The following is a 26,795-nucleotide window of genomic DNA, read 5'->3' on the forward strand; positions in this document are numbered from 1 at the left end:
TCGCGCCATTACTTTCCCTGAGGTGATGTCCTCAGCTGCTGGCGCAGTCGCACGGTTGATCGTCCCTTTTCTCACAGTTGCCTCCGTGGTCGGCGCGGGTCTAGCCGCCGAGCCGGGGCCGACGGTGCGCCTGGCGAGTGACGGCAACCCGCTGGAGGGGCACTCGTTCTACGTCAACCCCTCGTCGAAGGCCGCGCGCGCCGCTCAGGGCGACCCGAGCCCCGAGCTGCAGGCGATCGCCAACACGCCCACGGCGTACTGGATGGACAACGTCTCCAGCCCCGCAGTGGACGCGAAGTACATCGCCGCGGCGCAGGCTGCAGGCACCATGCCGATCCTGGCGCTGTACGGCATCCCGCATCGCGACTGCGGGAGCTACGCGGCAGGTGGCTTCGGGTCGGCCGCCGCCTACAAGGGCTGGATCGACGGCGTCGCCGCCGCCATCGGCGGCGGACCGGCCGCGGTCATCCTCGAACCCGATGCCCTCGCGATGGCCGACTGCCTGTCGGGCGATCAGCGCGAGGAGCGCTACAACCTGATGAGCTACGCCGTCGACACCCTGACCCGCAATCCGGGCACCGCGCTGTACGTCGACGCGGGCCACTCGCGGTGGACGGCCGCCGGCGAAATGGCGAACCGGCTCAACCGGGTCGGCGTGGCCAAGGCGCGCGGCTTCAGCCTCAACACCGCCAACTTCTTCACCACCGAGGAGGAAATCGGCTACGGCGATGCCATCTCGGGTGGGACGGGTGGCAAGCCCTACGTCATCGACACGTCGCGCAATGGTGCCGGGCCTGCCGAGGGCGAGATGTACTGGTGCAACCCCAGCGGCCGGGCCCTCGGCGCGGCGCCCACCACGGCGACCGGGAACGGAAACGTCGACGCGTTCCTCTGGGTCAAGCGTCCCGGCGAGTCCGACGGCGCGTGCGGTACGGGCGAGGCGTCCGCGGGCACCTTCGTCAACCAGTACGCCATCGATCTGGTGCGCAAGGCGCACGGCTAGCCGAAAGAGCTACTGGGGCGGCGGGGCTGTCTCGCACTCGGCGAGCATCGGCGTGGAGAAGTTGACCGATCCGACGCCGCCGAGCGTCATCCCGTTGTCGGCGAGAGTCATCGTCGTCGTGTAGCGGCAGGTCTGATTGACCGTCAGGCCGGTGAGGAACTCGACGTCATAGGTGTAGAGGAACGAACGCACGAGTTGGTTGGCGTCCCACGGCACATCCACGGCGAAACCCAACGACGACGCGGACAGGGCATTGAGGAGCCGCGGGCCGACCTCACCGATCCCCGGCGTGAGATAGAACGGGGCGCCGTCGAGCTTCGTGCCGGACACGCTGACGCTTCTGATGCGATAACCCGTGGTGCCCGACGGGATGAGCGGGCCCCGTCGGATGTTCGTGCTGAACAGGATTGAGTAGTTCGTGCCGCCGGCAATTGCTGTCGTGCTGAAACTTGTCGAAGTGAACTGCTGCGGCAGTTGAGCCGCGCAGTTGCCGACTTTGCCGGATGGGTCACCGCATTCCTGTGGTGCTGCCAAGGCAACTGGTGCGACTACGGCAGCGCCGACGACGGGCACCGTCAAGGCGGCACCGCGGATGAACGTGCGGCGGGAGAACGAGCTCCCGAAATGTTTCGTCATTGGTCTTCCTCCTTATTGGCTCGTGCTTTCCTCGGCAAATTCGAACCTACAAGGGTGACCAGCGGTTTGGCGGCGATTGCGGCTAGCGGAACGAACCGGCCCCGCCGTCGACGAGAAGTGTCTGCCCGGTGAGATAGGCGGAGTCGTCGCCGATCAGGAAGGCGACAACGGCACCGATGTCGGTGGTGGGATCGCCGATCCGTTTGAGTGAGGTGCTTCTGACGACTGCCTCGTACTGCTTGGGCGCCATGTCGCGCAACACCTTCAGGCCGTCGGTTTCGGCGAGCGGGCAAACCACGTTGACCCGGATCCGGTCGACGCCCCATTCCAGTGCCGCCACCTTGGACATGCCGCGAATGGCTTCCTTGGCACCGGCATACGCGCCGAATGAATGCGTGCCCACCGTGCCCGCGGCCGAACCCAGGTTGACGATGGATCCGCCGCCGCCTTTGACCATGACGGGGTGAATCGCCTGCATCAGCCGGAACGTTGCCCGTGGCCCGGTGTCGTGGACTCGCTCGTATTCCTCGGCGGGAATGTCGACGAACGGGATCGGTCCGGCGCTGGCCACCGCGTTGTTGACCAATCCGTTCACCGTTCCGAAGGCGTCGAGTGCCGCGTCGACGATGCGCTGGGCGCTGTCGGCGTCACGCAGGTCGGCCACCACGGATGCGACGTCGAACCCCGCCTCGGCGAATTCTGCTGTGGTGTTTGCCAGTACGTCATCGAGGATGTCGGTCACCAGTACGCGGGCCCCGCGGGAGAGCAGGGCGGTGGCGATGCCTTTGCCGACGCCACGGGCGGCCCCGGTGACGATCGTGACGTGGCCGTCCAGCGAGTGCGGATGGCTGTAGGTGGACATGAAGTTGCCTTTCGGAGTCGGCCAGATTTGGCACGCTAGCTCATATGATCAAGCGCTGACGAGGAAGTCGAGGAACCCCATGCTGAGTGATCTACGTTTGTGCCATCTGGTTGTCGGCGTGACCGACGTGGACCGGTCCCTGGACTTCTACCGTGGCCTGTTGGGCATGGAAGTGGTGTTCGACCAGTTGATTTCCGGTGAGCCGTTCGATGCGATCCTGCACGCGTCCCGCCAGGCGGAGGGTCGTGTCGTCGGGGGAGTGGTGGGCGGAGTCATGCTCGAACTGGTCAGCCTCGGTACGTCGACGCCATCTGGATCGGGGAAACGGGGTTTTCTGGGCAACCAGAACATCGCGTTGTCGGTCACCGATCTCGACGCGACGTATCGCGCTGTGGTCGATGCGGGCTTCCAGCCCGCCCAGGAGCCGTTCCCCATCGACCGGGTCCGGATGTTCTTCGTCAACGATCCCGACGGCACCGCGGTGGAATTCGTCGAATTTCCCGGTGGCGCCCGCAGCAGCTATGAGATGCACCGTGGCACGGAACTCACCGCAGAAAGGTAACCGTCTCTGACAGCGGCGCGCGCGGTATGGGCGGCTGCGGCAGTGTCGAGTCGAGATGGCCAATTGACATACCGCAGTACAAGATTCGTTGTGGCGGAGGTGCGATGGTCTCGGAAACGGTGCGATGGTATTCCGCCCACGCGATTTGTGGGCAGCTGTGCAGCCCTTCCGCTCGTAGCAGGAGCATCACCGTCTGCAGGTACATGCCGGCATCTCCCCATTGCGGTGGCGGCATGTCGCGGTCCAGGTAGCAGAACAGGGCAGTGGAGGCGCCGAAGCAGTCCCAGTTGCCGGCGCGGACTCGGGCTCGCGCCGCGTGGTCGTCGTGGCTGATACCCAGGGCGCCGTAACGTGTTTGCCCGAATTCCTCGAGGCGCTCCCGGTAGGGATTGCTCAGCGGTGTCGGATAGGTTGCGACCTCCAAGGGATCTCCGCGGTCGCCTGCCGCTACCCGAAGGCCGATTCGTTCCTTGAGATGCGCCAGGCGCTCACCGCCGAGCACGTAGATGTGCCAAGGCTGAAGATTGCCTCCTGACGGAGCCCGCGAGGCTGCCGTGAGCACCCGTGACAAGACATCCCAATCCACCGGCTGATCCGCAAACGCCCGCACCGAGCGCCGTGACGCCACCGCTTCGTACACGTCCACCCCACCGAGGGTAGGTCGGCCTGCGACACTTGGTCATGGCCATAGAGCTTGTGCGTGGTGCGCGGCTATTTGATGGTGTGCCCTATGCCTACGCCGCGATAGCACGGGGATCGGACCTGATCTTCACCGCGGGCGCGTGTCCGCTCGACGATCAGGGTCGGGTTGTCGCTCCCGGCGATGTTTCGGCCCAAGCCCGTCAGGCGGTGGGCAATCTCCGGATTACGTTGCAGGAGTGCGGAGCCGAGCTGCGTGACGTGGTGAAGACGACGATCTATGTCGCGAGCAGCCGGCGCGACGATCTCGCTCTGACGTGGAATGAAGTGGTGTCTGCCTTCGAGGACCACCGACCACCGAGCACGTTGCTGGGCGTCACAGTCCTCGGATATCCCGATCAGCTCGTCGAGATCGAGGCCCTCGCTGTGGTTCCGATCAGACAACCGGCGTGAGGTCGATCCCGGCCGGGGGTTGGAGGCGCCGCAGTTTGCCATCGATGGCCGTGACGTACAGGGCATTGCCCTCGGGTCCGGGCGCCACCCGCACCGAGGTCGGTCCGTTCGGCGGCAGGGCGAGTTGGCTGAGTCCTCTGGCTATCGTGCACACCCGACCGGTGTCGGTGTTCACGGCGTAGACCTCACCCGAGGTGTCGCCGGCGACGTAGAGCGTCCCGTCGCGGGTGGCTTGCATGTCGTCGGAGCCGGCGATCAGTCCGGGCAATCGTGCGATGGTCGAGGTAGCGTTCGGCTTGTCGAGTGGGAGCCGCAAAACCGTTGACAGAGCCGAATTCTCGGTATAGAGCGCGGTGCGATCGGGCGTCAGTGCGAGACCGTTGGGGAGCGGTGTGTCCGACCAGGATCTGGTGTGGCGTCCGGTGGCCGGGCTGTAGCGGTCGATGCCCCGAGTCGGGACGGTCAGCTGCGAGAAGATCAGATCGCCGCCCGGTAGGAACAGCAGTCCATTCGGTGCGGGCAATCCGGTGAGCAAGGTCGTGGCCTGACCGGTGTCCAGATCCAGGCGTTGCAGCGTGCCGCGCGAGGTGCCGGGGTTGTTTCCGGTCAGGAAGTACAGGCTGCTTCCCGAAAGTCGAAGGCCCGCAGGATGGTCGAGACCTGACAGCACTGTGGTTCCGGTCCCGCGGTCGTCGACATGGAGCAGTCGACCGTCGTTGATCGCACTGAGGTAGAAACCGCCGCGGCCGTCGGGCTCGAGATTCTCGAGGGCGCCGAGTCCGCTGGCCACCGTGGTCGACTGCCAGGCCTGACAGGCGCCCGTCCGGTTTCCGGTGTCGGGATGTGCACGCGCGGTCGGCGTCGCCGCCATGAACAGGGTCGCGATGGCGCATGCCGCGACACCAATTCTTTTCTGCAGCATCGAATCACCCCTCAGTCATCCCCACCCGAGTTTGATACCTTTTAGTATCGGATGCCAAAAGGTATCATGAATCCGTGGAGAAGGACGACGGTCGATCTGCTGAATCCCCACGGCCGATGACGCGGCGACGTATCGAGACGCGTCAGCGGCTGCTGGATGCGGCGTTCGAGGTGTTCGCTGCAAAAGGTTTTGGGCGCACCAGGATTGACGACATCTGTCAGGCCTCGGGGTACACCAAGGGTGCGTTCTACTCGAACTTCGGAACGTTGGACGAGTTGTTCTTGGCGCTGTACCGCGAGCAGTCTCGTGAGTTCGCGGAGCACACCGTGAGATTCCTGGACGCCGAACCGTTCGAAACCGTCGACGCCACGATTCAGGCCTGGGCGCAGGCTCTGCCCATCAACCGGGATTGGTTGCTGATCAACACCGACTTCGTCCTTTATGCCGCTCGCCGGCCCGACGTGCAGCTGGAGCTCGCGACCGAACGCTCGCAGATGCGCGAGGACTTCGCCCACATGATCGCCGGCCATATCGGCGACCGGGTGTCGAAGTTGCCGGAGTCGCTGCCCACGCCGGTCGATGTGGCGCGCGCGCTGGTCACGGTCTATGACGGGGCCATCGCGCAGCTCATCCTCGACATGGACGAACAGGCGGTGCGCAAGCATTTCGCGGACATCGCCAGTGCGCTGTTTCGGTAGAGCTCACATTCCGGTTGACGCCGGTGTGAACAGCTCCTTACCGGACGGATACGGCCGGGAAACTGGATCGCCGAGGGGTACTGCGACCGTAGGGCGATGACGGCAGACCCTGTTGATCCACTCTGGCTTCGGCCGGTGGCCGCGCCGGCACCGGTGGTCAACCTGGCTCCCCGGGCCAGCGCCGATGTGCGCCAGGCACAGGCGTTCATCGCACTTCTCGAGGCCGAGATGGCCGACCTCCAGTCGCAATTGGCGCGGATCGACGACCGGGTCAGGGCCGGACGGCCCGGTGCCCATCATCATCAGACCGCGGTGCGCACACGACTCAACGAGGTGAGGCGCCTACTCGACGCCCTTATCTTCCGTTTTCCTTCCGCCTGAGCTTCCAGTCGCCGATCGCGGCCAGGCGTCGGCGCTGCTGGGCCGCGGCCGCGGTGTCCAGGCCATGCCCGCGCTGTTCGAGGTTTTCGATGACCCGCTCGCGATGCTCGATCGGGTTGGCATCGTCGTACTTGAACTTGGCTTCCACCCGCAGTACCTCAAGGCGTATGCCGCGAATGCCGGGCAGCATGCGTCCGTACGGGTCTTCGCCGACGGCGACGGTGGCGTGGCGGCCTTCGGGCTGGAAGTCGGCGAGTTGAGCGGCCAGGATACGGGTCTTGCCTTCGGGGTCATCCAAAATCGTTGGGCGGCAGATGAACTGAACCGATGAATAGTAGCTCGTCGGCACTCCGTCCTCATCGGGGCCGCCGGCCTTGGCGCGCCAATAGGTGGGGATGAACGCGTAGTCACCGATCACGGTCAGGCGTACCTCGGTGGCGGCCTCCAGGTGCGGCCAGACCGGGTTGGGGCGGGCCAGATGCAGCAGCAGTTCGCCGCCGGCGTGGGTGAAGTGGGTGGGCACCATCAGCGGTGCGGAAGCCGGGTCGACGTTGTTCACCGCAAGGATGCCGAATCGGTCGGTGCCGGCCAGCCAGTTCTGCCATTCGGCCTCGTCGAGGGCGGCGTCCCATGGGTGGATCAACATGTCATTCTCCTTGCCTGCGGTGGGCGGATGGGGGTGACGCGTCCGGTCGGTTAGTGGGGGATCCGACACCGGGTTCGAACACCGTCAGGGAGAACCGCGCCGGGGCGGCGTGCGGGTTGGCGTACGCGTGGTCGACGTCGCCGGGGAAGGACACCGCGTCCCCGGTCTCCAGGGTGATCGCCTGGTCGTCGATCTCGACGGTGATCGCGCCCTCGAGCACGTGAATCAGCTCCTCGGTGCCGGCTGCGTGGGCCTCACTGGCGTGACGGTCACCGGGGCCCAGAGACCAGTCCCATAGTTCGACGACATCCGGCGGGGCGGTGCCGGCCACCAGAACGCCACGCCCGCCGGCCGCGCCGCTCCACAGTTGCGCACCGTCACCGGCGCGGGTGATCTTCACCGGGCGGGTCTCCGGGGGCTCTACCAGGGCGGGCAGCCCGACACCCAGCGCGTCGCTGAGCCGCAGCAGCGTTCCGACGCTGGGGTTGACCTCGCCGTGCTCGACGCTGATGACCATGCGCCGGCTGACCGATGCGGCGGCGGCAAGCTGATCCAGCGTCCAGCCCCGGGCCGCGCGTTCCTGTTTCACGCGGGCGCCGATCGCGGTGGCCAGCTTGGCCGCGGCCTCATCCATCAGTGCAATATATCGCACTCAAAGTGCATGACTCAGTGATCCGGTGTCGGCCCGGGTCAGTATTCGTGTAGGTGTTCGCGCAGTGTGGTGCCGGTGTAGCGCTCCCGGTAGCGGCCCCGCCGTTGTAGCTCTGGCACCACCCAGTCGACGAACTCCTCGTAGCAGCCGGGGGTGAATGTGGTCGCCAACATGAAGCCGTCGGCGCCGCCGTCATCGAGATAGGTCTCCATCTGATCGACGATGTCGGCAGCGGTCCCCACCGCCACGGGCATTCCCATGCCTTGGGCGTAGATCAGAGCGGCCTCCTTCACGGTGACTGGCGCGCCGTCTTTCGCGTACAGGATCGACTCGAACAGCCCCTGGATACCGGGCACTTCGATGTCGGCGACATTCTCGTCGAGCGAGTACTGGGAGAAATCGAGGCCGAAGTGGCCTGAGATCCAGGCCAATGCTCCCTCAAGCGGTATGCACTCCTTGATCCGCTCGAACTTGTCCTCCGCCTGCGCCCGGCTCTCGCCGACAACCGTCTGTAAGCCGAAGATCCGCTTGACGCTGCCCGGCTCGCGACCGAATCGCTCGGTCGCCCGGTGCTCGAGATCGGCCGAGTACTCCTGCATCCGGGCGATCGTGGGATGGACCGCGAAGACGGCCTCGGCATGCTTCGCCGCGAAATCCCGGCCCCGATCCGAGGAGCCGGCCTGCCACAGAACAGGGTGGCGCTGAGGCGAGGGGGCGACGAAATGTCTTCCCCTGCAACTGAAGTACTTTCCTTCGTGGGTGACCTCGTGAATCTTGTCGGGGTCACCGTAGACCCCGGATGCCTTGTCGGCGACGGCGGCGCCATCCTCCCAGGAACCCCAGAGCTTGTAACAGACCTCCATGTACTCCTCGAGGCGTTCGTAACGATCTCCGCGTTCGCGACCGTCGACGCCGTACGCGTTCCACTCGCCATGGGAGAACGACGACACGATATTCCAGGCGATGCGCCCTTTGGACTGATAGTCCAGTGTGGACAGCCGGCGGCTCATGGAATAGGGATGCTCGAAGGCCGTCGAGAGCGTCACGCCGATGCCGAGCCGGTCGGTTACCGTGGCAATCGCCGGGACGATGGTCGACGGCTCGTTGCAGGGGAATTGCACCGCGTACTTCACGCTCGCGTCCGACGAGCCCTGATATGTGGCATACGGTGCGAGTTGGTCAGCGATGAAGATGGCGTCGAACAACCCGCGCTCAAGAACTCGTGCGATGTGCTGCCAATAGTCGTAGTGCCCGAAGTCCCAGTTGACCTTGTCGCGGGGATGGCGCCACATGCCAGTCGCGTGACTGTTGAATCCGTTCTGCATGAACCCGAGCAGGTGTGCCTTCTTCTTCGGTGACATGTAGCCCTTCCTGGCTCGCGCTGAACGTCGACGACGGAGCCGGTGTGAATGCCATGACGTCCGGTGCGGTCATGAGCCGAGGCAACATAGCCCAATGCGGATCTCGCTGAGGAGCGTTGCGATCAGGTGGATCCGAATCGGCCGCCCCGCCGGAATCGAGTAGTCGCCTACGCGTGTGCTGATGACACGCAGGGAAAAGACTGGAAACCGCGATATCCCGACGCAACCGAGGTAGGCGTTATGTCCAACGTGTTCATGGAACCCGACCACTGCCGGTTGGTTCGCCGCGTTGCTGCGATCACTGCCGGTGACCTGACCTCAACGCAGATCAACAAGGTCGTCGACGGCGACCTCGATCTGCTCAAGGGCCTCCCGCAGTCCGGCAAGGACAAGGTGGCCGCTCTGGTCAAGCCGCAGATGCGGGGTGAACTGGAGAAGATCATCGGTCCGACGACCGATTTCGTGCCGATCTACTACGTCGAGATGGCGAGGCTGTCCGCGCGAGCGGTGGCGCGCGTCATCGACGGGAAGCGCAGGCCGCTGGGCACCGGCGTGATGGTGTCACCTCGGTTGTTCATGACCAACAACCACGTCATCGCGGACGCCCAGAGTGCCGCGTCGACCTCGATCCAGTTCAACTACCAACTCGACATCGATGACGTGCCCGCCGCGGTCACGGAGTTTCGCCTCGACCCGGCGACGTTCTTCTGGACCAGCGCCGAAAACGAACTCGACGTATCGCTGATCGCCGTCGGACCCCGTTCGGCGGGAGACGGAAACCTGCCGGACTTCGGTTGGAGCGCACTGTCATCGGCTCAGGACAAACACGCCGAAGGCGACCACGTCACGATCATCGAACATCCCGAAGCCGACTACAAACAGATCGCACTACGCGAGAACCGGGTCATCGGTCGCGGAAAGAAGGGTGTCACGCTGTATTACGCCGCCGACACGCTGCACGGCTCAAGCGGTAGCCCGGTGTTCAACGATCAATTCGTGCTGGTCGCCCTGCACCACGCGGGTGGCGGCCACAACGACACCGAGCTCGAAGACGGTCAGCCCGTGCCGGACGACTGCAACGAGGGCATCCGGATCAGCGCCATCATCGAAGCACTCCGTATCCGCCATGACCAATTGCCTTCCGGTCTGAGGGATCTGCTGGCCGAAGCGCTCAACCCCCCGGCCGCCGCCACCCCGTTGGAGGCGACGACGACCGTGCCGGGTCAGGTCACTGGTGGCGGCACCCCGGTTGTCGGCGCGTCACCGTCAGTGGTGACCGCCGACTTGTTCCTGCCGCGACTGACCATCACCGGCAATGCGCCCGGACTCGATTCGTCGGCCCCGATTGTCGCCATCACCGACGAAGCGCCGGCTGCCGCCCAACCATCGATCCTCGAACGTAATGACGCGCCGAACCCGGACTACAGCAACCGCTCCGGCTACGATCCGGAGTTCTTGTCCAAAGCCGTCGCCGTTCCGTCCATCCCGGCCAAGTTGCTGGCGCAGTGCGCAGTTCCGAAAGGCCTCAGGCGATCGACGGCCAACGTCGTGCTGCGCTACCACCACTTCAGCCTGGTGATCCGGGCTGACCGGCGGATGCCGCTGTTCACCATCGTCAACATCGACGGCCGCCGATTGCGCAAGATCAACCGCACGACCGGAGAGGTCGAGGCTGTCGAGACCTGGTACGTCGATCCTCGCCTACGACCCGAGCAGCAGCTCGACCAGGATGTGTTCGACCGGCAGAAGCCGCGGTTGTTCGACCGTGGCCACATGGTGCGTCGCCTCGATCCGGCCTGGGGCAGTCCGGTCGCCGCAAAACAGGCCGCCGACGACACATTCCACTTCGCCAACTGCTGCCCCCAGATCTCGGCATTCAACCAGCACCTCTGGGCCAAGATCGAGAACTACGCCCTCGACAACGCCGGTGCCGAGAAGCGGCAGATCACCGTCATCACCGGCCCGGTGTTCGGCAGCAACGATCCGTTGTACCGGGGTGTCAATGTGCCGCGGCAGTTCTGGAAGATCGTCGTTCGGGTCAGTGCCGAGGACGGCAATCTCCGTGCCACCGCGTTCTTGGCCGATCAGAACGCGGCGTTGGACGCGGCCTTCGGCTCCGACACCGAATCCTTCACCGACATCGACAAAGTCGTCATGTTCCAGAAATCCGTCGCCGACATCGAGCGGCTTTCGGGGCTGTCGTTCGGAGCGCTGCGCGACCACGACACCATGACAGTGGGACTCGAGGCGGTTGCACCCCCGCTGGGCTCGCTGGATGAGGCCGGCTGGTGAGTGTCACCAAGGAAGATGTCGACCGGATGGGCGGCCGCTACTCGGTCGAGGTGCGCCGAAAAGCCATGCATCGGATGAACTCCGGTGAGGCTGTCGCGGCGATAGCGGAGGACACCGGCATCAGCCGGTCGACGCTGTCCCGCTGGAAGAACGCCACCAACGGCCGGCGTTCGCACGCTCAGCTGGCCGCCGCCCCCGCGCAGCCACCCGCCCGGCGCGGGGCAAAGCTCGCCGATGTCACCGGCGTCGGAATCACCGACCGATGGGGAGTCACCGCAACCGATCTCGGCGCATCGGTTCTGGCTCCGAACGGCACCCTGGTCTCGGTGTTCGGCGACACATTCTCGGGCGTGCACGTCGGGGAAGGCCTGTGGCGGGCTCCTGTGGTCCTCATCGGCTCCGGCGACGCGCAACACCCCATCCGCTATGAAGATGCCGGCGGGTCTGATCCGAACTTCGCGCAACAACTGTGGTTCTACATCCATGATGACCCCAGCACCGGATGGAGTCACGGAGGAATCAGCACGGTGCTGCCGTCGGACTTGCTGCGTGTCGACGACACCCTGTATCTGCACGCCATCGTCAATCGTGGCTTCCCGAACGTCATCTGGACCGAGATCTGGTCCTCGACCGACAACGGGATCACCTGGCACCACATGGGGGAGAAGGCGAAGTTCGCCGCAGACCTGCATCACGGCCAGGCCCAGTGCTGGTCGTGGGACTATGAACCCGACGACGGGTGGGTCTACGTGGTATCCACCGGTTTTCAACGAGACAAGGGCATCATCCTGCGGCGCGTACGGCCCGACGGTATCGGTGACAACACCCGATACGTCGGATGGGGCTGGGATGGTCAGCGTTGGGGATGGGGCAATGAGCCGACACCGATCACTCCCGCGGACGAGCACTGGGGGGAACTGACGCTGCGGCGCCTGGCGCCCGGAAAGTGGGTGCTCGGTGGCTTCCTGGCGTCGCAGTACGCTCTCGGCTACCGCGTCATCGCCTCGCCGACGGCCAACCTCCATCAGACCCCGATTCAGACACCGGTGGTCGGCACGACGTGGGAGCAGGAGGACCATGCCGATGGCGCAGTGGCGCAACTCTACGGCGGATACGTCCTGCCGGGCGCGCAACTCGACGTCGTCGGCGGCACAGGCCTGGTTGTCTCGCAATGGAACACCGACACCGGATATCCCTATCGGGTGATGCAGTTCCGGGTCACCCTCGCAGACACGACCGCGGTGGTCCACAACCCGGCCGACCCGAGAAACATGTAGGGAGCAGTTCCCAGTTTGGACTTGCTGGTCCATTTTTCTCGAGCCACGCTCGTGAGGTATCAGCGTGTGACTGGAGGTGTGCAGTGAATCTCGGTGAGTTCGGTGTCTGGCAACCGGCCTATGCCACAACACCCGAAATGGCCAAGCGGATCGAGGCCCTTGGCTACACGACCTTGTGGTTGGGTGGCCCGGAGCCGGATCTGTCGGGGATCGACGAACTGCTGGCCGCCACGGACCATTTGGTGGTGGCCAGCAGCATCTACAACATCTACCGCGGTGATGCTGCCACGTTGGCGGCAGCGTACCGGCGGATCGAGCGGTCATATCCGGACCGCCTGCTGCTGGGCATCGGCGTGGGCCACCCTGAACAGGTTGGCGACTACCGCACCCCGATGGCCGCGCTGAACGGATTCCTCGATGCGCTCGATCAGCACGGGTTGCCCCGCGAGAAGAGGGCGCTGGCCGCACTCGGCCCGAAGATGCTCGCCCTGGCGGGCGAGCGCGCTGCCGGGTCGGTGCCCTATCTCGTCACGCCCGAGCACACCTGGCGCGCACGGGTGGCGTTGGGGCCGCAGCGGATACTTGCACCCGAGCAGAAGGTGGTTCTGCAGTCCGACCCTGAACGGGCGCGTGCTCTCGCACGTCCACGGATCAAGCACCCGTATCTCGGATTGGTGAACTACACCAACAACTTACGGCGACTCGGCTTCGCGGATGAGGATCTGGCCGGCGACGGGAGCGACCGGTTGATCGACCAGCTGGCTGTGCACGGTGACGCGGCGACGGTCGCGCGCGGATTGCGTGAGCATCTCGCGGCCGGGGCGAATCACGTGCAGATCCAGGTGGTGGGCGAGCATTCGGCGCCGCACCCGCAGATGCCCGAGGTTCTGCTCCAGGTGTATGACGACGACGCGTTCGGGATCTACGAAACCCTCGCCGGCGCTTTGGGAATCGCGCCCGGGTGACCGGTGTCAGCGAGTCGTGCCGCGCGCACCCTGCCACACGGTGTCGAACGGTGCGTTACCGCTGATCCGATCGACGATTCCGGCGGTGGTGAAGTCCTTGGCCAGGCGCACTGCCTCCGGGACACCGGCCCCCTTGGCCAGCTCGGCGGTGATCGCCGCTGCCAGAGTGCATCCCGCGCCCGCGACGCGGGCGTGTCCGACCTTCGGTGCGCGCAGGATCTCGGCGTCGTCGCCGTCGAAGAGGACGTCGACCGCGTCGTCGCCGGGAAACTCGACGCCGCCCTTCACGAGGACATAGCGGGGGCCGAGGTCGGCGATGCGTCGGGCAGATTCGACGAGGTCGTCGATCGAGGAGATGGCGTCCATCCCGGCGAGGGTGCGGGCCTCGAAGAGGTTCGGGGTGACGACGGTCGCCAGTGGCAGGATCTGACGGCGCAGGGCGGTGTCGGTGTCGAGCGCGGCGCCGGGTTCCTGCCCTTTGCAGATCAGCACGGGGTCGACGACGATGTGCCGCCAGGATTGGACGGCGAGCGCGCCGGCGACGACGTCGATCGTTGCGGGGGTGCCGAGCATGCCGATCTTGACGACATCGAGGTCGTACGCCGACGTCGCCGCCTCGATCTGATCGGCGATCACCTGTGGATCGACGGGCACGAACCGGTGGCCCCAGCTGGCTTTGGGGTCGAACGACACGATGCAGGTCACGGTGCCCACGCCGTAGGTGCCGAGCTCCTGAAAGGTGCGCAGGTCGGCCTGCAGGCCGGCGCCGCCGGTGGCTTCGGACCCGGCGATGACATACGAGAGATCGACCACGTGGGTGAGCGTACGCCTGAGCTGTGAGCGCCCGACATGAACTCGGCGGATACTGGCGTACGTTGCTGCGCTCTTCAGAGGTGGGAGGACCATGCCCCGTCATCGTGCATTCGCCCAGGTCGACGTGTTCTCCCGAACCCCGTACCTCGGCAACCCCGTCGCGGTCGTGCTCGACAGCGAAGGCCTCGACGACGTTGCGATGCAACGGCTTGCACGCTGGACCAACCTGTCGGAGACGACGTTCGTGCTGCCGCCGACGCGGCCTGAGGCCGATTACCGCCTACGGATCTTCACTCCTGGCAGCGAACTGCCGTTCGCCGGGCACCCCACACTCGGTTCCGCACACGCCTGGCTCGGACACGGCGGGCAGCCCCGGCGTCGGGGACGCGTCGTGCAGGAATGCGGTGCCGGCCTCGTGGAGGTCCGGCAGCGCGACGGCGAGCTGTACTTCCAGGCGCCACCGACGCTGCGGTCGGGGTCTCTGGACGATGAGTATCTGGATGAGATCGTCGACGCCTTCGGGGTGGCACGCACCGATGTCCTGGCACACCAGTGGGCGGACAACGGTCCTGGATGGGCCGTCCTCGTACTGGACAGCGCGCAACGTGTGCTCGAACTGGAACCTGACCTGGCCAGGATCCCCACGGCCATGGTCGGTTTCGTCGGCGCGTATCCGCCCGGGTCGGCGCACGACTACGAAATGCGGACGTTCGCACCCGGCGTCGGCGTTCCCGAGGATCCGGTGTGCGGCAGCATGAATGCCTCGGTGGGGCAATGGTTGACGAGTACCGGTGCGGCGCCGGCGGAATACCGGGTCTCTCAGGGGGCACGGCTCGGCCGGGCCGGCGAGATCAGTGTGGTGGCCGAATCCGATGGGTCGGTCTGGGTCGGCGGTGCCACCACCACCTGCTTCGAGGGTGTCGCGACGCTCTAACGCGCGTGCGCGGCAACGGCCGGGGCCACCCAGTCCCGCAGGTAGGTACGCAGTCCGGTGTCATGGCGTGACGGCCCGCCCGGGTCGACGATGAACGACTGCAGCGTCCGCAGCATGAACTCGACCAGCTGATCGAGCGCGTCTCCGGCGAATCCGACTGCAGCCCAGTCGATATCGAAACGCCGCAGGATCGACTTGCCGAATTCGATGGCAAGGTCCGATGTCACGCCGGCGGTGAAGGCGCTGGCCTTGCCGGGCTGCAGGACCAGGCTGAGGTAGCGGTCGTGGGGGATCTGTTCGGCGGTGTAGGCGATGCCTTCGACGACCGCTTCGCTGGGGTCGGTGATGGAACCCAGTTCCGCGGCGAGCCGGTCGAGGAACCCGTCCACCGAGGAGACGGCGGTGGCGACCATGAGGCTCTCGAGCGTGGGGAAGTAACGGTAGATCGTCTGGCGCGTCACCCCGAGGGCCTGAGCCACCTCGGACACGCTCACCGTGCCGCGCGCGTCGATCGCCTGGCGGGCCGCGCCGATGATGCGGCCGACGGCTTCGTCGTCATCGGCGGGAATGTCTCCCGACCAGCCGTGCCTGCGCATCCGTTGATCGTCGCATGAACGACGATCAGATCTTGACAATACAGTCGATGATCATTGTATGGTCAGATCATGACTGTCAGCCCAGTGAGCAGCACCGATGAGGACCTGACCCGCCGCGCTCTGCGGCACGCCGTCGAGGGGACGACGGATATGGCCGACCAGGTGCTGAAGGTGCCGTTGCACTACTACCGCGACCCGAAGATCACCGAGATCGAGGAATCCCAGATCCTGCGCCGGGTCCCGCTGGCGATCGTGCCGTCGGCCCAGATCGCGGAGAAGAACGACTTCGTCGTCCGATCGGTGCTCGGGGACTCGCTGCTGGTCACCCGGGACCGCACCGGTGCCAGCCACGTTTTCCTCAACTACTGCCGTCACCGCGGCGCGATGCCGGCCTGCGGGTCCGGCAACGCGTCACGGTTCGTCTGCCCGTATCACGCGTGGACCTATCGCAACACCGGTGAGCTGTTCATGGTCCCGGGCAAGGCCGGTTTCGACACCATGGACCCCAAGGAGTACGGCCTGGTGGAGTTGCCGTCGGAGGAGCGTTACGGCTTCGTCTGGGCGGTGCTGACCGCGGACGCCACGATTGATCTCGACGGCCACCTGGGAGCACTCGGTCCCGAACTGGCGCAATGGAATTACGAGGCGTACGGCTACCACACCGACCGCGAGTTCTCCTCAGAGGTGTCGTGGAAGGGAGCACTCGAGGCGTTCGCCGAGGGTTACCACTTCCCGTTCGTCCATGGCGAGAGCCTGATCGGGCAGAACACCCTGCCGAACACCGCGATCTACGACGAGTTCGGCAGACATCACCGCATCGGCTTCCCCTTCAACTGGATCAAGAATCTCACCGACGACCCGAGTGCCTCGTTCGACCCATCGGCCAACATGGGTGTCATCTACTGGGTCTACCCGAACCTCATTCTCGCGAACAGCCCGGTGGGGGTGGAGATCATTGACATGTTGCCGGAGGGGGAACCGACCCGCTGCACGGTGCGGCACAGCTGGATGGGTCGGGTCCCGGCCACGAATGACGACATGCGCGCGGCCTATGACGCCGTCTACGAAGGGGTCCACGCCGCGGTGCGCGACGAGGACTTCGCCATGCTCCCGCAGTGCGGTGAAGGAGTCCGTCACGGTCAGCACGACCATATGATCATCGGCCGCAACGAAATTGCGGTTCAGCACATGATCAAGGTGTTCGCCCAGGAGCTGGGGGTGGCTCTGGCCTAGCCCTACGGTGGGCCGAGGATCGTGCGGGCCCGCTGCACTTCGGGAAGCGGGCAATTGCTGGGCATCTTCTCGACCACCTGGGTGAGGCTTTGACGGGCGGGTGTTCCGCGTAGGTCGAAATCGTCCAGGCTGCACCTCAGTTCGAAGAGCCAGGCCTGCTGGCTTCTCGCCAGCTCTCGCGCCGCCGACAGGTCGACAGCCTTCGCGGCCGCATCGGTCTGGGTGCGGGCCCGTATCCGTAGGAGTTCGGCGCTGTAGAACTGCACTCCGGTCTCCTCGGCGAAGGCCAGGGCTGCGTCTATGCGACTGCGCGCCGCGTCCAACTGACCGGCGGTGATGAGGAACCGGGCAAGCATGCACCAGAAGAACGGCCGGTACGTCGCCGCACCCAGCGCCTGCCAGATTCTGACCGCTCCGGAGAGCGCCTCGATCTGCGCGCCGAGAACATCCAAATCCGGTGTTTCACTGCATACTTCGGCAAGTCCGGTGACCATGGCGCGTTCGGTCGCGGTGAGCAACTGCCAGTACACCTCATCGAGTCCGTATTCGTGTGCCTGATCGAGCAGCGAGTCCACCAACGGGCGGGCGAGATCGAACTGGCCGGATTCCGCGCGAAGCCAGATTTGCATATCGGTCGCGTAGAGGTGGTTGTACGGCCCCTGCGGGTAGGTCAGCTGCTCAGCCCGTTGGACCGCGCGCTCCAACCGCTCGTCAGCGCCGGCGATGTCGCCATGGATCAGGTGTGTCCACGCCCGGTGTTCATACGCCAGTGCCACCGGATCGTGGGCCACGAACCACAGCTTGGCCAGTTGGCGGTCATAGTTCTCGTCGAGTGACCGGGTCGCCTGCTCGAAATATTCTGTGGCGGTTTCGAAATCGCCGCCGAGCCAGGCAAGGATTCCGCGGAATCCGTCGAGCAACTGCGGGAACCCCTGGCTCTGTACCTTCGTCGAGGCTATGTCGAGCAGCTGCCGCGCTCGGCGGAGGTCGGCGCGCCAGAAGTAGTACGCGCCCACCGCGCCGAGCGCGGCCACAAGCTCCTCGTCGTACGCGCCGTCGGTTGCCAGCTGAAGGCACCGCTCGAAGTCCGCCACGGCGACCACGCTTTGGGCGCCCTCGACCGTGGCCGTGAGGTATCCGCGTTCCAGCCGCGCGGTGATTTCGATGCGGTCGCGGACGGTGCCTGGAGAGCAGCGATCGATCTGAGCCAAGGCGCGACCGAGGTGAGCACGGGCCTCTGCCAAGGCTCCTCGCCGGCGTGCGGCCACCGAGGCCTGGTGAGAGGCCGACGCGGCGTCGGCGTCCCGGCCGGCATTCTCGTACTGGGCGGCCACCGTTGACCAGTCGGGTTCGCCCGGGCTCTGGGCGATCAGCGCGTCGGCGACTCTGCCATGTAGAGCACGCCGTGCCTCGGCCGGCACCAATTCGAAGGCAACCTCGCGGAGGAGCTCATGGCGGAAGCGCCAGGTGTCGGTGCCGATGGGTTCGACGACCGCGGACGTGGTCAGTCGAGCGATGGCGTCGTCGAGATCAGCCTGGTCCATGCCGAGCACAGCACGGAGCAGCGCACCGTCGAATTCTCGGCCGATGACCGCCGCCGCTTCGGCTACCGGCACACCGAGCCGTTCGGCGTACAGCCGCGAGAGCAGCGGATCGTAGAGAGCATCGGGTACGTGGGGAGCTTCTGGTGCGCGCTCCCGCATGCTCGCCGCCACCTGCTCGATGTGGAACGGGATCCCGTCGCAGCGGCTGCGAACCTGAGCTCGCTGGGTCTGATCAGCCGGTATGCCCAGGGCATCGATCAGCTCGTCTGTTTGTGCATCGGACAAGCGTTCCAGGTCGATCGTCTCGAGCGGCCACTGCGGTGGCGGCCAGTTGTCCCGGCACGTCCCGACGACCAGCAGGCGGTGTTGCCCGTCAACCAGGATCGATTCGAGCAGCCCGAGCGTTGCTTCGTCGAACCATTGGAGATCGTCGGCGATCAGCATTCCGGCGTCTGCGCGGATGCAGGCCATGAGATAGGTGCGGGCGGACGCGACGATGAGTCCCACCAGGTTCCGCCCTTCGGCGGGCATCGGTTCGTATCCGTGCTCCGGCCCGATCGCCAGCACGGGGGCGAGGGCCGGAATCATCGTGGCCGGGTCCAGACCGCAAGCGGCGAACTCGCTTTCGAGTCTGCGCAGTTGCTCGGCGGGAGGAGCTTCGCGTCCGATCCCACAACGTCGCTCGAGCAGTTTCCGGATCGGGTGCAACCCCACATCGGTGTGGTCCGGGGACCCGGCCACCTCGAGTACCGAGCCCGCTCGGCTGTGAATCCGGTCCGCGGCCTCGGCGGCCAGCCGGGACTTTCCTATCCCGGGTTCGCCGCGAATGAGGATTCCCCGTGTTGACGGACTGTCGTTCTGCATTTGCCGCCAACGGGTTTCGATCAATCGGAGTTCGCGCTCCCGCCCGATCAGCGGAGCTCGCGTCAGCGTCAGCGGCGTGGACCGCTCGCCCAGCACCTGGAAATGCGCGACCGGATCCAGTACGCCCTTGACTGTCGCCGCGGGTCGCTCGACGAGGTCGAAGTCGTTGTGGATCAGCGACTCCACCGCTGTCGACACGACCACGGACCCTGGTGGAGCCAGGCCCGAGACCCGCGCGGCGAGATTGGCTGCCAGGCCGTAGACGTCGTCGTGTGCGACATCGAGATACACCAAGCCCCGGTGGATTCCGATTCGCACGGCGATTTCGACGCCATGCCGGCGGCGGGCCTGTTCGCTGATGCGGGTGACGCCCTCGCACAGTGCGAGCGCAGCCCGCACCGCGCGGCCCGCGTCGTCCACGTGGGCGGTCGGATGACCGAACACCGCGAAGACGCCGTCGCCGGCGGTACCGCCGATGTGACCCCCATGGTCAGCGATGATGCGATGTACCTGCTCGCGGAACCCGCCCACCACCGAGTGGTACGCGTCCGGCCCGATCCGGGTGGACAGGGCGGTGGAATCGACGAGATCGGCCACCAACATGGTGAGGCGTCGTATCTCCCCGACGTTCGTCGAGGCAGCCAGTAGGTCCTCGGCATCGGTGTTCCCGCGGTCTGCTGCCAGGATCTGGTCGGCCAACTCCGTCGCGGTCGCCCGGTCGCCGGTGTTGATCGCGGACACGGCGCGGTCGATCAGCGCCTCGATCGAGGCGCGTTGCATCTCGTGGTCTCCGTCGAGCGGTGCGGTGATCGGGCCATCCACCACGTCACAAGTTTGGCACTGTCGCTGCTGGTCCGCGGCGGATCAACGGCGCCGAACCGCGAGTTAACGCAAGTACTCCTTGCGTTAGCCCGATCGACGTGCTCATACTTAACGCATGAGTGGCTAGCGTTAGGGGGTTGTTGTGGCTGAAGAAATCCGACGGCGGCCAGGTGGCCGTTCCGAGCGTGTCCGCCGCGCCGTGGTCGATGCGACGTTGGAGGTCATGGCTGACAAGGGCATCGCCGACTTCACGGTCAGCGACGTCGCAGCGCGGTCCGGGGTCCATGAAACCTCGATCTACCGGCGATGGGGCAGTCGGGAGAGCCTGATCGCCGAGACGCTGCTGGGCTACAGCGAGAAGGTCATCCCGGTGCCCGACACCGGATCGATCCGTACTGACCTGCATGGCTTGCTGAGCGGTATCGCGGCCTACCTCAGCAGCCCGGTCGGACGGGCGCTGGCGCAAGCGCTGGCCTTCAGCGGTGAGGAATCGCGTTGGGCCGCAGTCCGGCAGGAATTCTGGACCGGGCGGCTGGAGCTGGCCCGCACCATCATCGATCGGGCGATCGACCGTGGGGAACTGCCGGCCGGCACTGACCCTCGATTGGTCTTGGAGGTCCTTGTCGCTCCATTGAGCTTTCGAACTCTGGTCACGCGCGAGGCGATCGACGACGGTCTGTGCATCCGCCTCGTCGATCTCGTGCTCGCCGGCATTCTGCCGCGCGGCCCCATCAACGGTGAAGCGGGTAGCAACTGATGACAGGTGATGTCGTGATTCAGACGTTCATCGACGGACGTGAAGTCAGCCGTTCCGACGTCCAGCGCTGGGAAGCGCGGCGCGCCAAGGCGGTCCTGGCCAAACTTGGTTCCAGGTTGGGCCGGCGGGCGGTCGCCGAGATTCTTCCCGGTGCCGACCTCCACACGGTGATCGACGCGGACCTGGATGCGCAGCGGGAAGCGTTGTGCGCACTCAAATCCGGACTCGGGCATGCGGGTATCTATGCGATGCTGCGCCACGAGCTGGCCATGTCCGAACGGGTAGCCCGGATCGCGGTGGCCGGTAGTCGGGGCAGAAAGGCCTACGGCACAACTCGACTCGTCGCCGAGGGGATATCCGCCGTGGAGTTCGGCGCATGGTTCGACGGCCTCACCGCGACGAACGACGAGGATGCCATGGTTCGGTCCTGTCCGGACCACTATCTGCTGCGAGGGCTGCCGGACGGACGTCAGGAAGTCGTCGAGACCACCGGGGGATCGCCGACCCCGACCCGATTCCTGGTCGATTACGCTGCGGCCGAGTCGGTTTCGGTTCCGGTGAAACCAGGCTATCCGGTGCAGATCGCCGGTCGGGCCGTGCTCGACGACGGTCTGGTCATCGGAGGCGTCCGCCACCAGTTCCGAGACCATGACGGTGCGATGGAGGCGGTCCTGACGGTCGAGTTCCCCGGGCTGTTCCCGTCGCGCATGATCGCCGCGCACCGCTGGCACCTAGCCGTCGAGTTCGGCAACTGGATCATCGCTGCAGCGGCCGCGTCGCCTGCCGGGTGATGCCGGGCACCGAGTTCGCCAGGTCCGGTCGCTGTTTACCGAAGGCGCGCATCGTCCGATAGAACGACCAGACCTGCCGCGGGGTGGGAACTTTCGGCACCCAGGCCAGCTCCCAGTGAATTCCGTTGACCGGATCGTCGAAGAAGACCGCGTAATAGCCGGGCCAGTACTGCGGATAGTCCTTGGGCTCATCGGTGACCGGAATGCCCCTGGCGGTCAGGAAGTCGCGGTGAAAGCGGTCCACTTCCTTCCTGTTTCGGGCCCACAGCGCGATGTGATTGATCCCGACGGCCTGGTCGGTGTGGGTGAGTTTCTCCCCGGTACGAGCTGGCTGGATACCGATATAGCTGTGCGGGTTGATGAATCGCGTCATGTAGTAGACCGACTGGTACTCCATGTTCAGTGACGAGAAACTGCTGAACCCCAGCCAGCCGAACATCGCGTCGTAGAACTCGATCGATGCGTCATAGTCCAAGACCGCGAACTCGACATGACTTACGCCGCGCCACCGCATCCTGCCCCCTGGGAGTCGACTACTACCGAATGTAGTACTCAATGGGCGCGCTGGGAAGTGCCGGACGCGCCGTTTTCTACGTCCTGGTCGCGATCATTGCGAAGTGGCAGACCAGGCGTAGAAATCGGCGTGTCAGGGCGGCGACGATCGTCACCGAATCCCCCTATGTGTCAGCCTTTTCGGCCTCGTACTTCTGCGCCATGTGCGCGATCGCGTCGATCTGGGTCTGGGCCAGCTCCTCGCGCACCTGCCCGGCGCGCGCCGCGGCATCCAGGGTCGGCTGGGCCTGCCCCTGGAAATGCGGCATCACCTCCTCGGCGAACAATTCGGCCGAGCGCCGGGTGGCCGCGGGATTGGCCCAATCCGCAGCCATCTGCAGCATGGATCCGAAACCGCCGGACTGATCCCACAGGCGCTGCACCTGGGCCCGTGCCCGTTCCGGCGTTCCGATCACGCCGGCGCCGAGTTCGTTGATCGTGTCGATCATCCCGTCAACGGTGTCGCCCGGCATGGTCATCTGCGGGAATGCCGCGACCTTCTGGAAGTAGTTGAACCAGGCCTCGATGCCGTACCGGACCTCGGCGCGGGCCTGCGCATCAGTCTCGGCGACGTGGAACGGTCCGACCAGCGACCAATTGCTGCGATCGACCGTGGTGCCGAACGCCGCCGCCCGCTCCTCGGCGATGTTCCAGTGGTGGGCCAGTGCATCGAAACCGGCTGCGCTCAACGTGGCGCCGACCGACAGCAGGCCGATGCCGTGCTTGCCTGCCAACCGGGCGCCGGTCGGGGAGGCGACGGCGGCGACCGACAGCGGGATCCCGCCTTCTGCGTACGGCGCCAATTGCAGCTTCGCGTCGAACAGTTCGTGCGTGGGGGTCTTGGCGCTCACCGTCTCCCCGGCGAGCAGTCGCACCATGATGTCGAGGTTGGTCTCCAGCAGCTCGCGGGTGTCGGTCGGGTTCAGCCCGATCATGGCCGAGTCGGTGGGCAGGGAACCGGGGCCGACGCCGCCGATGATGCGGCCGTGGGTGAGGTGGTCGAGCAGCATCAACCGGTCCGCCGCCCACAGTGGGTTGTGGTACGACAGCGAAATCACGCCGGTGCCGAACTTGATGCGCTTGGCTCGGGCGGCCGCCGCGGCGATGAACACCTCCGGCGAGCTGATGATCTCGCTGCCCGCGGAGTGGTGCTCACCGATCCAGACCTCGTCGTACCCGAGCGCGTCGAGATGCTCGATGAACTCCAGGTCCCGGTGCAGCGCCAACGTGGGGTTGATGCCGGGGCGGTGGAACGGGGCGATGAAATAGCCGAACCGGAGTCGGGACACGGGGCCTCCTAGACGCGAAGTGTGCTTGCCAGAAAGCTAGCCTCGCGCCCGCGGCGCCGACAGTGCACGAAAGTGGACAATTTGACGCCCGTCGTCGTTTACTCGTCGGGTGAGGCGCGTCACAGCCGAGCTGCAGGTCGCAGACTACGAGAAGGTCTTCGCGGTGCTCGATGCCTGCGATGACGCAGCCGACTTCACCGAGTTCCGCCGTGCCGTCGTGGACGCGATCCGTCAGGTGTTCGAGGTCCGCGGCGTCACGTTCTTCACCGGGCCGTCGGTGGCCGGCGCATTCTCCGACACCGCCCCGGTCACCACCGATCGCGAGCACGTGCTGCTCGAGGACTACATGAGCAGGTGGCGCGGGCACGACGTCTTCGCCACCCCGGTGGCCCTGAGGCAACTGCACACCGCGGGATCGGTCAGCCTGCGCGAGCTGCCCACTGTGCCCGCGTCGGCGGCCCCTTATGTCGAGCAGTTTCTGCATCGGGCCGGCCTGCGCTCGTGCAATGCGTTCACCTTCCCGATGGGCAGCGCCGCGCACGGGCTGCTCGGCGTGTTCGATCCCGACCCGGACGCGGTCGACGCGCGGGATGCCTCGGCACTGCGGTTGCTGTGCCGGCGCCTGCGCGGACTGGCGCGTCCGCTGCTGCCTGCCGCGCGGACCGACCCGCTCGCGCAGCTGTCGCAACGGCAACGCGATGTCGTCGAATTACTGGCCCGCGGGAAGACCAACGCTCATATCGCCGAGACGCTGTGCCTGACCGAGGACACCGTCAAGAAGTACGTGAGCCGTGCTCTCGCGACGACGGGCTGCCGGTCACGTACCGAGCTTGCGGTCCTTGCGGCCACGCCCTGATGTCGATTTCCGCTTTGCGGGTGGGGCGGTGCCGGCCTGATCGAGTTGCAGGATGGCCGCGTCGATCAGGCTGCGCAGGATCTCGTCGGTGCTGAACGAACTCAGCCACAGGTGCGGAGTATCGGTGCGGTGCAACATCGCCACGCCGTGCACGGCGACCGACAGGGCCGCGGCGATCCGGTCGGATTCGGGGGTCGGCGGTGCCTGCGGCTCATCGCCGCGGCAGGCCAGTAGGCCCCGGGTGACGATCGCCAATGCCTGCCGGGCGGCCGGCGAGGTATCGGTGATCTGGCTCATCAGCGCGTAGCGCAGCGGATGGCGCTCGGCGAACGACACGTAGGTCTGGCAGCCCAGGAATAGTCGCTCGCGTGGGGGCTTGCTGCCGGTGCGGTGCTCGGCGATCTCCTCGGACACCTGCGCCCAACTCGCTTCGGCCACCGCGTCGAGCACGCTGTCGCGGTGTTCGAAGTGCGCATAGACCGACGGGGCCGCGATGCCGGCCTCCCGAGCGATGCTGCGCAGCGAGACCTCGGCCTCGTTCTGTGCGGCGTCGATGACGCGGATGGCGGCCGACAAGATCTCGTCGCGGAGAAGCGCACCCTGACCACGCACATTGCGTCGGCGAGGGGCGGAAACCATGCCCGTATGCTAACACGTGTTAGGTTAGGGCTCGCTCATTTGGCGCGCCTGCCCACTATAGGTGGCGGTGCCTGGCCCTGGCGGCATTTCTGCGCGCAGGGCGGCGTTGTCGACGCCCGCGTCCGGGTTTCACTCAAAACGATTGCCGCTCAGCGGATTAAGTGATTTCCATGCACCTCTCGATTCTTGAGAGGTCACTCGATTCCATCAACTTTACAGCTGTTTGCTTATGGTTGTAAGGTCACCATTCATGTTGGGTGCGGTAGCGCGAAACACGCCTGGGTGCAGGCGATGAAGACGCTGGTGAGCGCGTTGGCGCGGATGTGGATTCTGCTGGCGATCGTCGTGGTGGTCGGCGCGGGCGGGTTCGTCATCAACCGGTTCCACGGGGTGTTCGGCACGCAGCGGCTCGCCGGCGGTGACGCCCGGGTCGAGAACATCGTCTCGACCGTGCCCAAGTACGTGACCTACGAGGTGTACGGACCTGCCGGAACTTCCGGGATGGTCAGCTATATCGACGAACATGCGCAGGCGCAGGAAGCGCAGTTCAGCGCCCTGCCCTGGACGCTGACGCTGACCACCACCGTGCCCAGCGTGTTCGCGAACGTCATCGCGCAGGGCGACAGCGGGGCACTGGGCTGCCGCATCACGGTCAACGGCGAAGTGCGCGACGAGCAGTCCGCCGACGGATACACCGCCACCACAAGCTGTTTGGTGAAGGCGGCATGAGCGGCCACCGTAGCGTCGAGGGCGCCCGGCCGCCGCTGTATCCCCGACTGATCCGCATGCTGTCGGTGCCGATCATCTTGTTCTGGCTGGCGGCCACCATCGCGGTGAGCGTGCTGGTGCCGCAGTTGGAGATCGTCGGCAAGAACAACGCCGTCTCGCTGTCTCCCCAGGACGCGCCGTCGGTGATCGCGATGAAGCACATCGGCGAGAAGTTCGGCGAGTTCAACTCCGACAGTGCACTGATGGTGGTGCTGGAAGGCGACGAGCCCCTCGGCGACGACGCCCGCCGCTTCTACGGCGAACTGGTCGCCAACCTGGAACGCGACACCGAGCACGTCCAGCACGTGCAGGATTTCTGGGGTGATCGCATCACCTCGGCCGGCTCGCAGAGCGAGGACGGCAAGGCCGCCTACGTCCAGGTGAACCTGGCGGGCAACCAGGGCTCCACCCAGGGGGTCGAAGCCGTCGACGCGGTCCGCGAGAGCGTCGAGCACACCCAGGCGCCGCCAGGTATCCGGGCCTACGTCACCGGACAGGCCGCTCTCGTCGCCGACACCAACGAGGCCGGCGACAAGAGCATGGTGAAGATGACCGCGGTGACGCTGGCCGTCATCGCGATCATGCTGCTGGTGGTCTACCGCTCGTTCGGTGCCACGCTGATCGCGCTGTCGGTCGTGCTCGTCGAGATGAGCATGGCGCGCGGGCTGATCGCCGTGCTCGGATCCGTGCACGCGTTCGGTCTGTCGACCTTCGTGGTCAGCATCCTCACCGCGCTGGCCATCGCGGCCGGCACCGACTACTGGATCTTCCTGGTCGGCCGCTACCACGAGGCCAGAAACGCCGGCGAAGAGCGTGAAACCGCCTACTACACCACGATTTCCGGTGTCACCCACGTCATCGCCGGATCCGGGCTGACCATCGCGGGCGCGATGCTGTGCCTGCACTTCACCCGGCTGAACTACTTCAACACCCTCGCCATCCCATGCGCTCTGGGCATGCTGGTGATCCTGGTCATGGCACTGACCTT

The 26,795-nt window shown here is 65.8% G+C and carries 28 protein-coding genes; 15 read left to right on the forward strand and 13 right to left on the reverse strand.

What is annotated here, in order from left to right:
* Positions 1 to 25: 25 nt before the first annotated feature.
* On the forward strand, positions 26 to 1,003 hold the full coding sequence (locus TX88_RS04695; RefSeq protein WP_044519098.1) for a glycoside hydrolase family 6 protein: 978 nt from the start codon (positions 26 to 28) through the stop codon (positions 1,001 to 1,003).
* Between the two features lie 9 nt (positions 1,004 to 1,012).
* Here the strand turns inward: TX88_RS04695 and TX88_RS04700 are convergent, their stop codons facing one another.
* Both TX88_RS04700 and TX88_RS04705 read right to left on the reverse strand, forming a co-directional pair.
* Positions 1,013 to 1,639, reverse strand: a complete 627-nt coding sequence (locus tag TX88_RS04700; RefSeq protein WP_044515004.1) for a hypothetical protein — start codon at positions 1,637 to 1,639, stop codon at positions 1,013 to 1,015.
* Between the two features lie 82 nt (positions 1,640 to 1,721).
* Positions 1,722 to 2,501: an SDR family NAD(P)-dependent oxidoreductase gene (locus TX88_RS04705; RefSeq protein WP_044515006.1), complete on the reverse strand. Its 780-nt coding sequence runs from the start codon at positions 2,499 to 2,501 to the stop codon at positions 1,722 to 1,724.
* A 79-nt stretch (positions 2,502 to 2,580) separates the two neighbouring features.
* Here TX88_RS04705 and TX88_RS04710 point away from each other — a divergent pair, with 79 nt between their 5' ends.
* Positions 2,581 to 3,063: a VOC family protein gene (locus tag TX88_RS04710; RefSeq protein WP_044515008.1), complete on the forward strand. Its 483-nt coding sequence runs from the start codon at positions 2,581 to 2,583 to the stop codon at positions 3,061 to 3,063.
* Here the strand turns inward: TX88_RS04710 and TX88_RS04715 are convergent.
* Complete coding sequence (locus tag TX88_RS04715; protein WP_044515010.1) at positions 3,047 to 3,709, reverse strand: nitroreductase; 663 nt, start codon at positions 3,707 to 3,709, stop codon at positions 3,047 to 3,049. The two genes, TX88_RS04710 and TX88_RS04715, sit on opposite strands and share 17 nt — an antisense overlap.
* 35 nt (positions 3,710 to 3,744) lie before the next feature.
* On the opposite strand from TX88_RS04715, the gene TX88_RS04720 reads away from it, so the two are divergent.
* Complete coding sequence (locus TX88_RS04720; protein ID WP_049924848.1) at positions 3,745 to 4,155, forward strand: RidA family protein; 411 nt, start codon at positions 3,745 to 3,747, stop codon at positions 4,153 to 4,155.
* Here the strand turns inward: TX88_RS04720 and TX88_RS04725 are convergent.
* A complete protein-coding gene (locus TX88_RS04725) occupies positions 4,139 to 5,077 on the reverse strand; it encodes an SMP-30/gluconolactonase/LRE family protein (RefSeq protein WP_044515014.1) in 939 nt (312 codons plus the stop codon). The genes TX88_RS04720 and TX88_RS04725 overlap by 17 nt on opposite strands.
* Before the next feature lie 74 nt (positions 5,078 to 5,151).
* Between TX88_RS04725 and TX88_RS04730 the strand changes: the two genes are divergently transcribed.
* Both TX88_RS04730 and TX88_RS04735 read left to right on the forward strand, forming a co-directional pair.
* Positions 5,152 to 5,775, forward strand: coding sequence for a TetR/AcrR family transcriptional regulator (locus TX88_RS04730; RefSeq protein ID WP_244438357.1), 624 nt, complete (start codon positions 5,152 to 5,154; stop codon positions 5,773 to 5,775).
* 96 nt (positions 5,776 to 5,871) lie between these two features.
* Positions 5,872 to 6,156 (forward strand): hypothetical protein, encoded by a 285-nt coding sequence (locus tag TX88_RS04735; RefSeq protein ID WP_162563087.1) that lies wholly within the window; start codon positions 5,872 to 5,874, stop codon positions 6,154 to 6,156.
* Here the strand turns inward: TX88_RS04735 and TX88_RS04740 are convergent.
* The 3 genes from TX88_RS04740 to TX88_RS04750 are packed head-to-tail and all read right to left on the reverse strand — an operon-like array spanning position 6,131 to position 8,815.
* The gene (locus TX88_RS04740) at positions 6,131 to 6,802 is read right to left on the reverse strand and encodes an FMN-binding negative transcriptional regulator (protein WP_044515020.1); all 672 of its coding nucleotides are present in this window, start codon (positions 6,800 to 6,802) and stop codon (positions 6,131 to 6,133) included. The two genes, TX88_RS04735 and TX88_RS04740, sit on opposite strands and share 26 nt — an antisense overlap.
* Position 6,803: 1 nt before the next feature.
* A complete protein-coding gene (locus tag TX88_RS04745) occupies positions 6,804 to 7,436 on the reverse strand; it encodes a helix-turn-helix domain-containing protein (protein WP_044515022.1) in 633 nt (210 codons plus the stop codon).
* A 56-nt stretch (positions 7,437 to 7,492) separates the two neighbouring features.
* On the reverse strand, positions 7,493 to 8,815 hold the full coding sequence (locus TX88_RS04750) for an LLM class flavin-dependent oxidoreductase (RefSeq protein ID WP_044515024.1): 1,323 nt from the start codon (positions 8,813 to 8,815) through the stop codon (positions 7,493 to 7,495).
* 240 nt (positions 8,816 to 9,055) lie between these two features.
* On the opposite strand from TX88_RS04750, the gene TX88_RS04755 reads away from it, so the two are divergent.
* From TX88_RS04755 to TX88_RS04765, 3 genes are all read left to right on the forward strand, one after another.
* Complete coding sequence (locus TX88_RS04755; RefSeq protein ID WP_049924849.1) at positions 9,056 to 11,107, forward strand: DNA/RNA non-specific endonuclease; 2,052 nt, start codon at positions 9,056 to 9,058, stop codon at positions 11,105 to 11,107.
* Positions 11,104 to 12,384: a DUF4185 domain-containing protein gene (locus TX88_RS04760; protein ID WP_110917890.1), complete on the forward strand. Its 1,281-nt coding sequence runs from the start codon at positions 11,104 to 11,106 to the stop codon at positions 12,382 to 12,384. Before TX88_RS04755 ends, TX88_RS04760 begins: the two co-directional genes overlap by 4 nt.
* Positions 12,385 to 12,467: 83 nt before the next feature.
* Complete coding sequence (locus TX88_RS04765) at positions 12,468 to 13,349, forward strand: LLM class F420-dependent oxidoreductase (protein ID WP_049924850.1); 882 nt, start codon at positions 12,468 to 12,470, stop codon at positions 13,347 to 13,349.
* A gap of 6 nt (positions 13,350 to 13,355) precedes the next feature.
* Here the strand turns inward: TX88_RS04765 and thiD are convergent, their stop codons facing one another.
* Positions 13,356 to 14,162, reverse strand: a complete 807-nt coding sequence (thiD, locus tag TX88_RS04770; RefSeq protein WP_044515025.1) for a bifunctional hydroxymethylpyrimidine kinase/phosphomethylpyrimidine kinase — start codon at positions 14,160 to 14,162, stop codon at positions 13,356 to 13,358.
* Positions 14,163 to 14,253: 91 nt separating this feature from the next.
* Between thiD and TX88_RS04775 the strand changes: the two genes are divergently transcribed.
* Complete coding sequence (locus TX88_RS04775) at positions 14,254 to 15,096, forward strand: PhzF family protein (protein ID WP_044515027.1); 843 nt, start codon at positions 14,254 to 14,256, stop codon at positions 15,094 to 15,096.
* Here the strand turns inward: TX88_RS04775 and TX88_RS04780 are convergent.
* Positions 15,093 to 15,692 (reverse strand): TetR/AcrR family transcriptional regulator, encoded by a 600-nt coding sequence (locus TX88_RS04780; RefSeq protein ID WP_044515029.1) that lies wholly within the window; start codon positions 15,690 to 15,692, stop codon positions 15,093 to 15,095. The genes TX88_RS04775 and TX88_RS04780 overlap by 4 nt on opposite strands.
* Positions 15,693 to 15,761: 69 nt before the next feature.
* On the opposite strand from TX88_RS04780, the gene TX88_RS04785 reads away from it, so the two are divergent.
* A complete protein-coding gene (locus TX88_RS04785) occupies positions 15,762 to 16,925 on the forward strand; it encodes an aromatic ring-hydroxylating oxygenase subunit alpha (protein WP_044515031.1) in 1,164 nt (387 codons plus the stop codon).
* A 2-nt stretch (positions 16,926 to 16,927) separates the two neighbouring features.
* On the opposite strand, the gene TX88_RS04790 is transcribed toward TX88_RS04785, so the two are convergent.
* A complete protein-coding gene (locus tag TX88_RS04790) occupies positions 16,928 to 20,158 on the reverse strand; it encodes an ATP-binding protein (RefSeq protein WP_049924851.1) in 3,231 nt (1,076 codons plus the stop codon).
* A 196-nt stretch (positions 20,159 to 20,354) separates the two neighbouring features.
* Between TX88_RS04790 and TX88_RS04795 the strand changes: the two genes are divergently transcribed.
* A complete protein-coding gene (locus TX88_RS04795) occupies positions 20,355 to 20,912 on the forward strand; it encodes a TetR/AcrR family transcriptional regulator (protein ID WP_280113232.1) in 558 nt (185 codons plus the stop codon).
* A 14-nt stretch (positions 20,913 to 20,926) separates the two neighbouring features.
* Complete coding sequence (locus TX88_RS04800; RefSeq protein ID WP_244438359.1) at positions 20,927 to 21,703, forward strand: hypothetical protein; 777 nt, start codon at positions 20,927 to 20,929, stop codon at positions 21,701 to 21,703.
* Here the strand turns inward: TX88_RS04800 and TX88_RS04805 are convergent.
* Positions 21,669 to 22,217, reverse strand: a complete 549-nt coding sequence (locus TX88_RS04805; protein ID WP_044515035.1) for a VOC family protein — start codon at positions 22,215 to 22,217, stop codon at positions 21,669 to 21,671. The genes TX88_RS04800 and TX88_RS04805 overlap by 35 nt on opposite strands.
* A gap of 163 nt (positions 22,218 to 22,380) precedes the next feature.
* Positions 22,381 to 23,544 carry an LLM class flavin-dependent oxidoreductase gene (locus tag TX88_RS04810; protein WP_044515037.1) on the reverse strand — a complete coding sequence of 388 codons (1,164 nt, stop codon included), beginning with the start codon at positions 23,542 to 23,544 and terminating at the stop codon, positions 22,381 to 22,383.
* 109 nt (positions 23,545 to 23,653) lie between these two features.
* Between TX88_RS04810 and TX88_RS04815 the strand changes: the two genes are divergently transcribed.
* Positions 23,654 to 24,400 carry a helix-turn-helix transcriptional regulator gene (locus TX88_RS04815; protein ID WP_044515038.1) on the forward strand — a complete coding sequence of 249 codons (747 nt, stop codon included), beginning with the start codon at positions 23,654 to 23,656 and terminating at the stop codon, positions 24,398 to 24,400.
* On the opposite strand, the gene TX88_RS04820 is transcribed toward TX88_RS04815, so the two are convergent.
* A complete protein-coding gene (locus TX88_RS04820) occupies positions 24,362 to 25,039 on the reverse strand; it encodes a TetR/AcrR family transcriptional regulator (RefSeq protein ID WP_044515040.1) in 678 nt (225 codons plus the stop codon). The two genes, TX88_RS04815 and TX88_RS04820, sit on opposite strands and share 39 nt — an antisense overlap.
* 291 nt (positions 25,040 to 25,330) lie before the next feature.
* Between TX88_RS04820 and TX88_RS04825 the strand changes: the two genes are divergently transcribed.
* Together TX88_RS04825 and TX88_RS34910 are read left to right on the forward strand one after the other, a co-directional pair.
* Positions 25,331 to 25,768, forward strand: a complete 438-nt coding sequence (locus TX88_RS04825) for an MmpS family transport accessory protein (protein ID WP_084621813.1) — start codon at positions 25,331 to 25,333, stop codon at positions 25,766 to 25,768.
* On the forward strand, positions 25,765 to 26,795 hold a 1,031-nt coding region (locus TX88_RS34910; protein ID WP_244438360.1), incomplete at its 3' end, for an MMPL family transporter. The genes TX88_RS04825 and TX88_RS34910, both read left to right, overlap by 4 nt.

The organism is Mycolicibacterium septicum DSM 44393 (genome assembly GCF_000455325.1).
In the GTDB taxonomy this organism is placed as follows: Bacteria; Actinomycetota; Actinomycetes; order Mycobacteriales; family Mycobacteriaceae; genus Mycobacterium; species Mycobacterium septicum.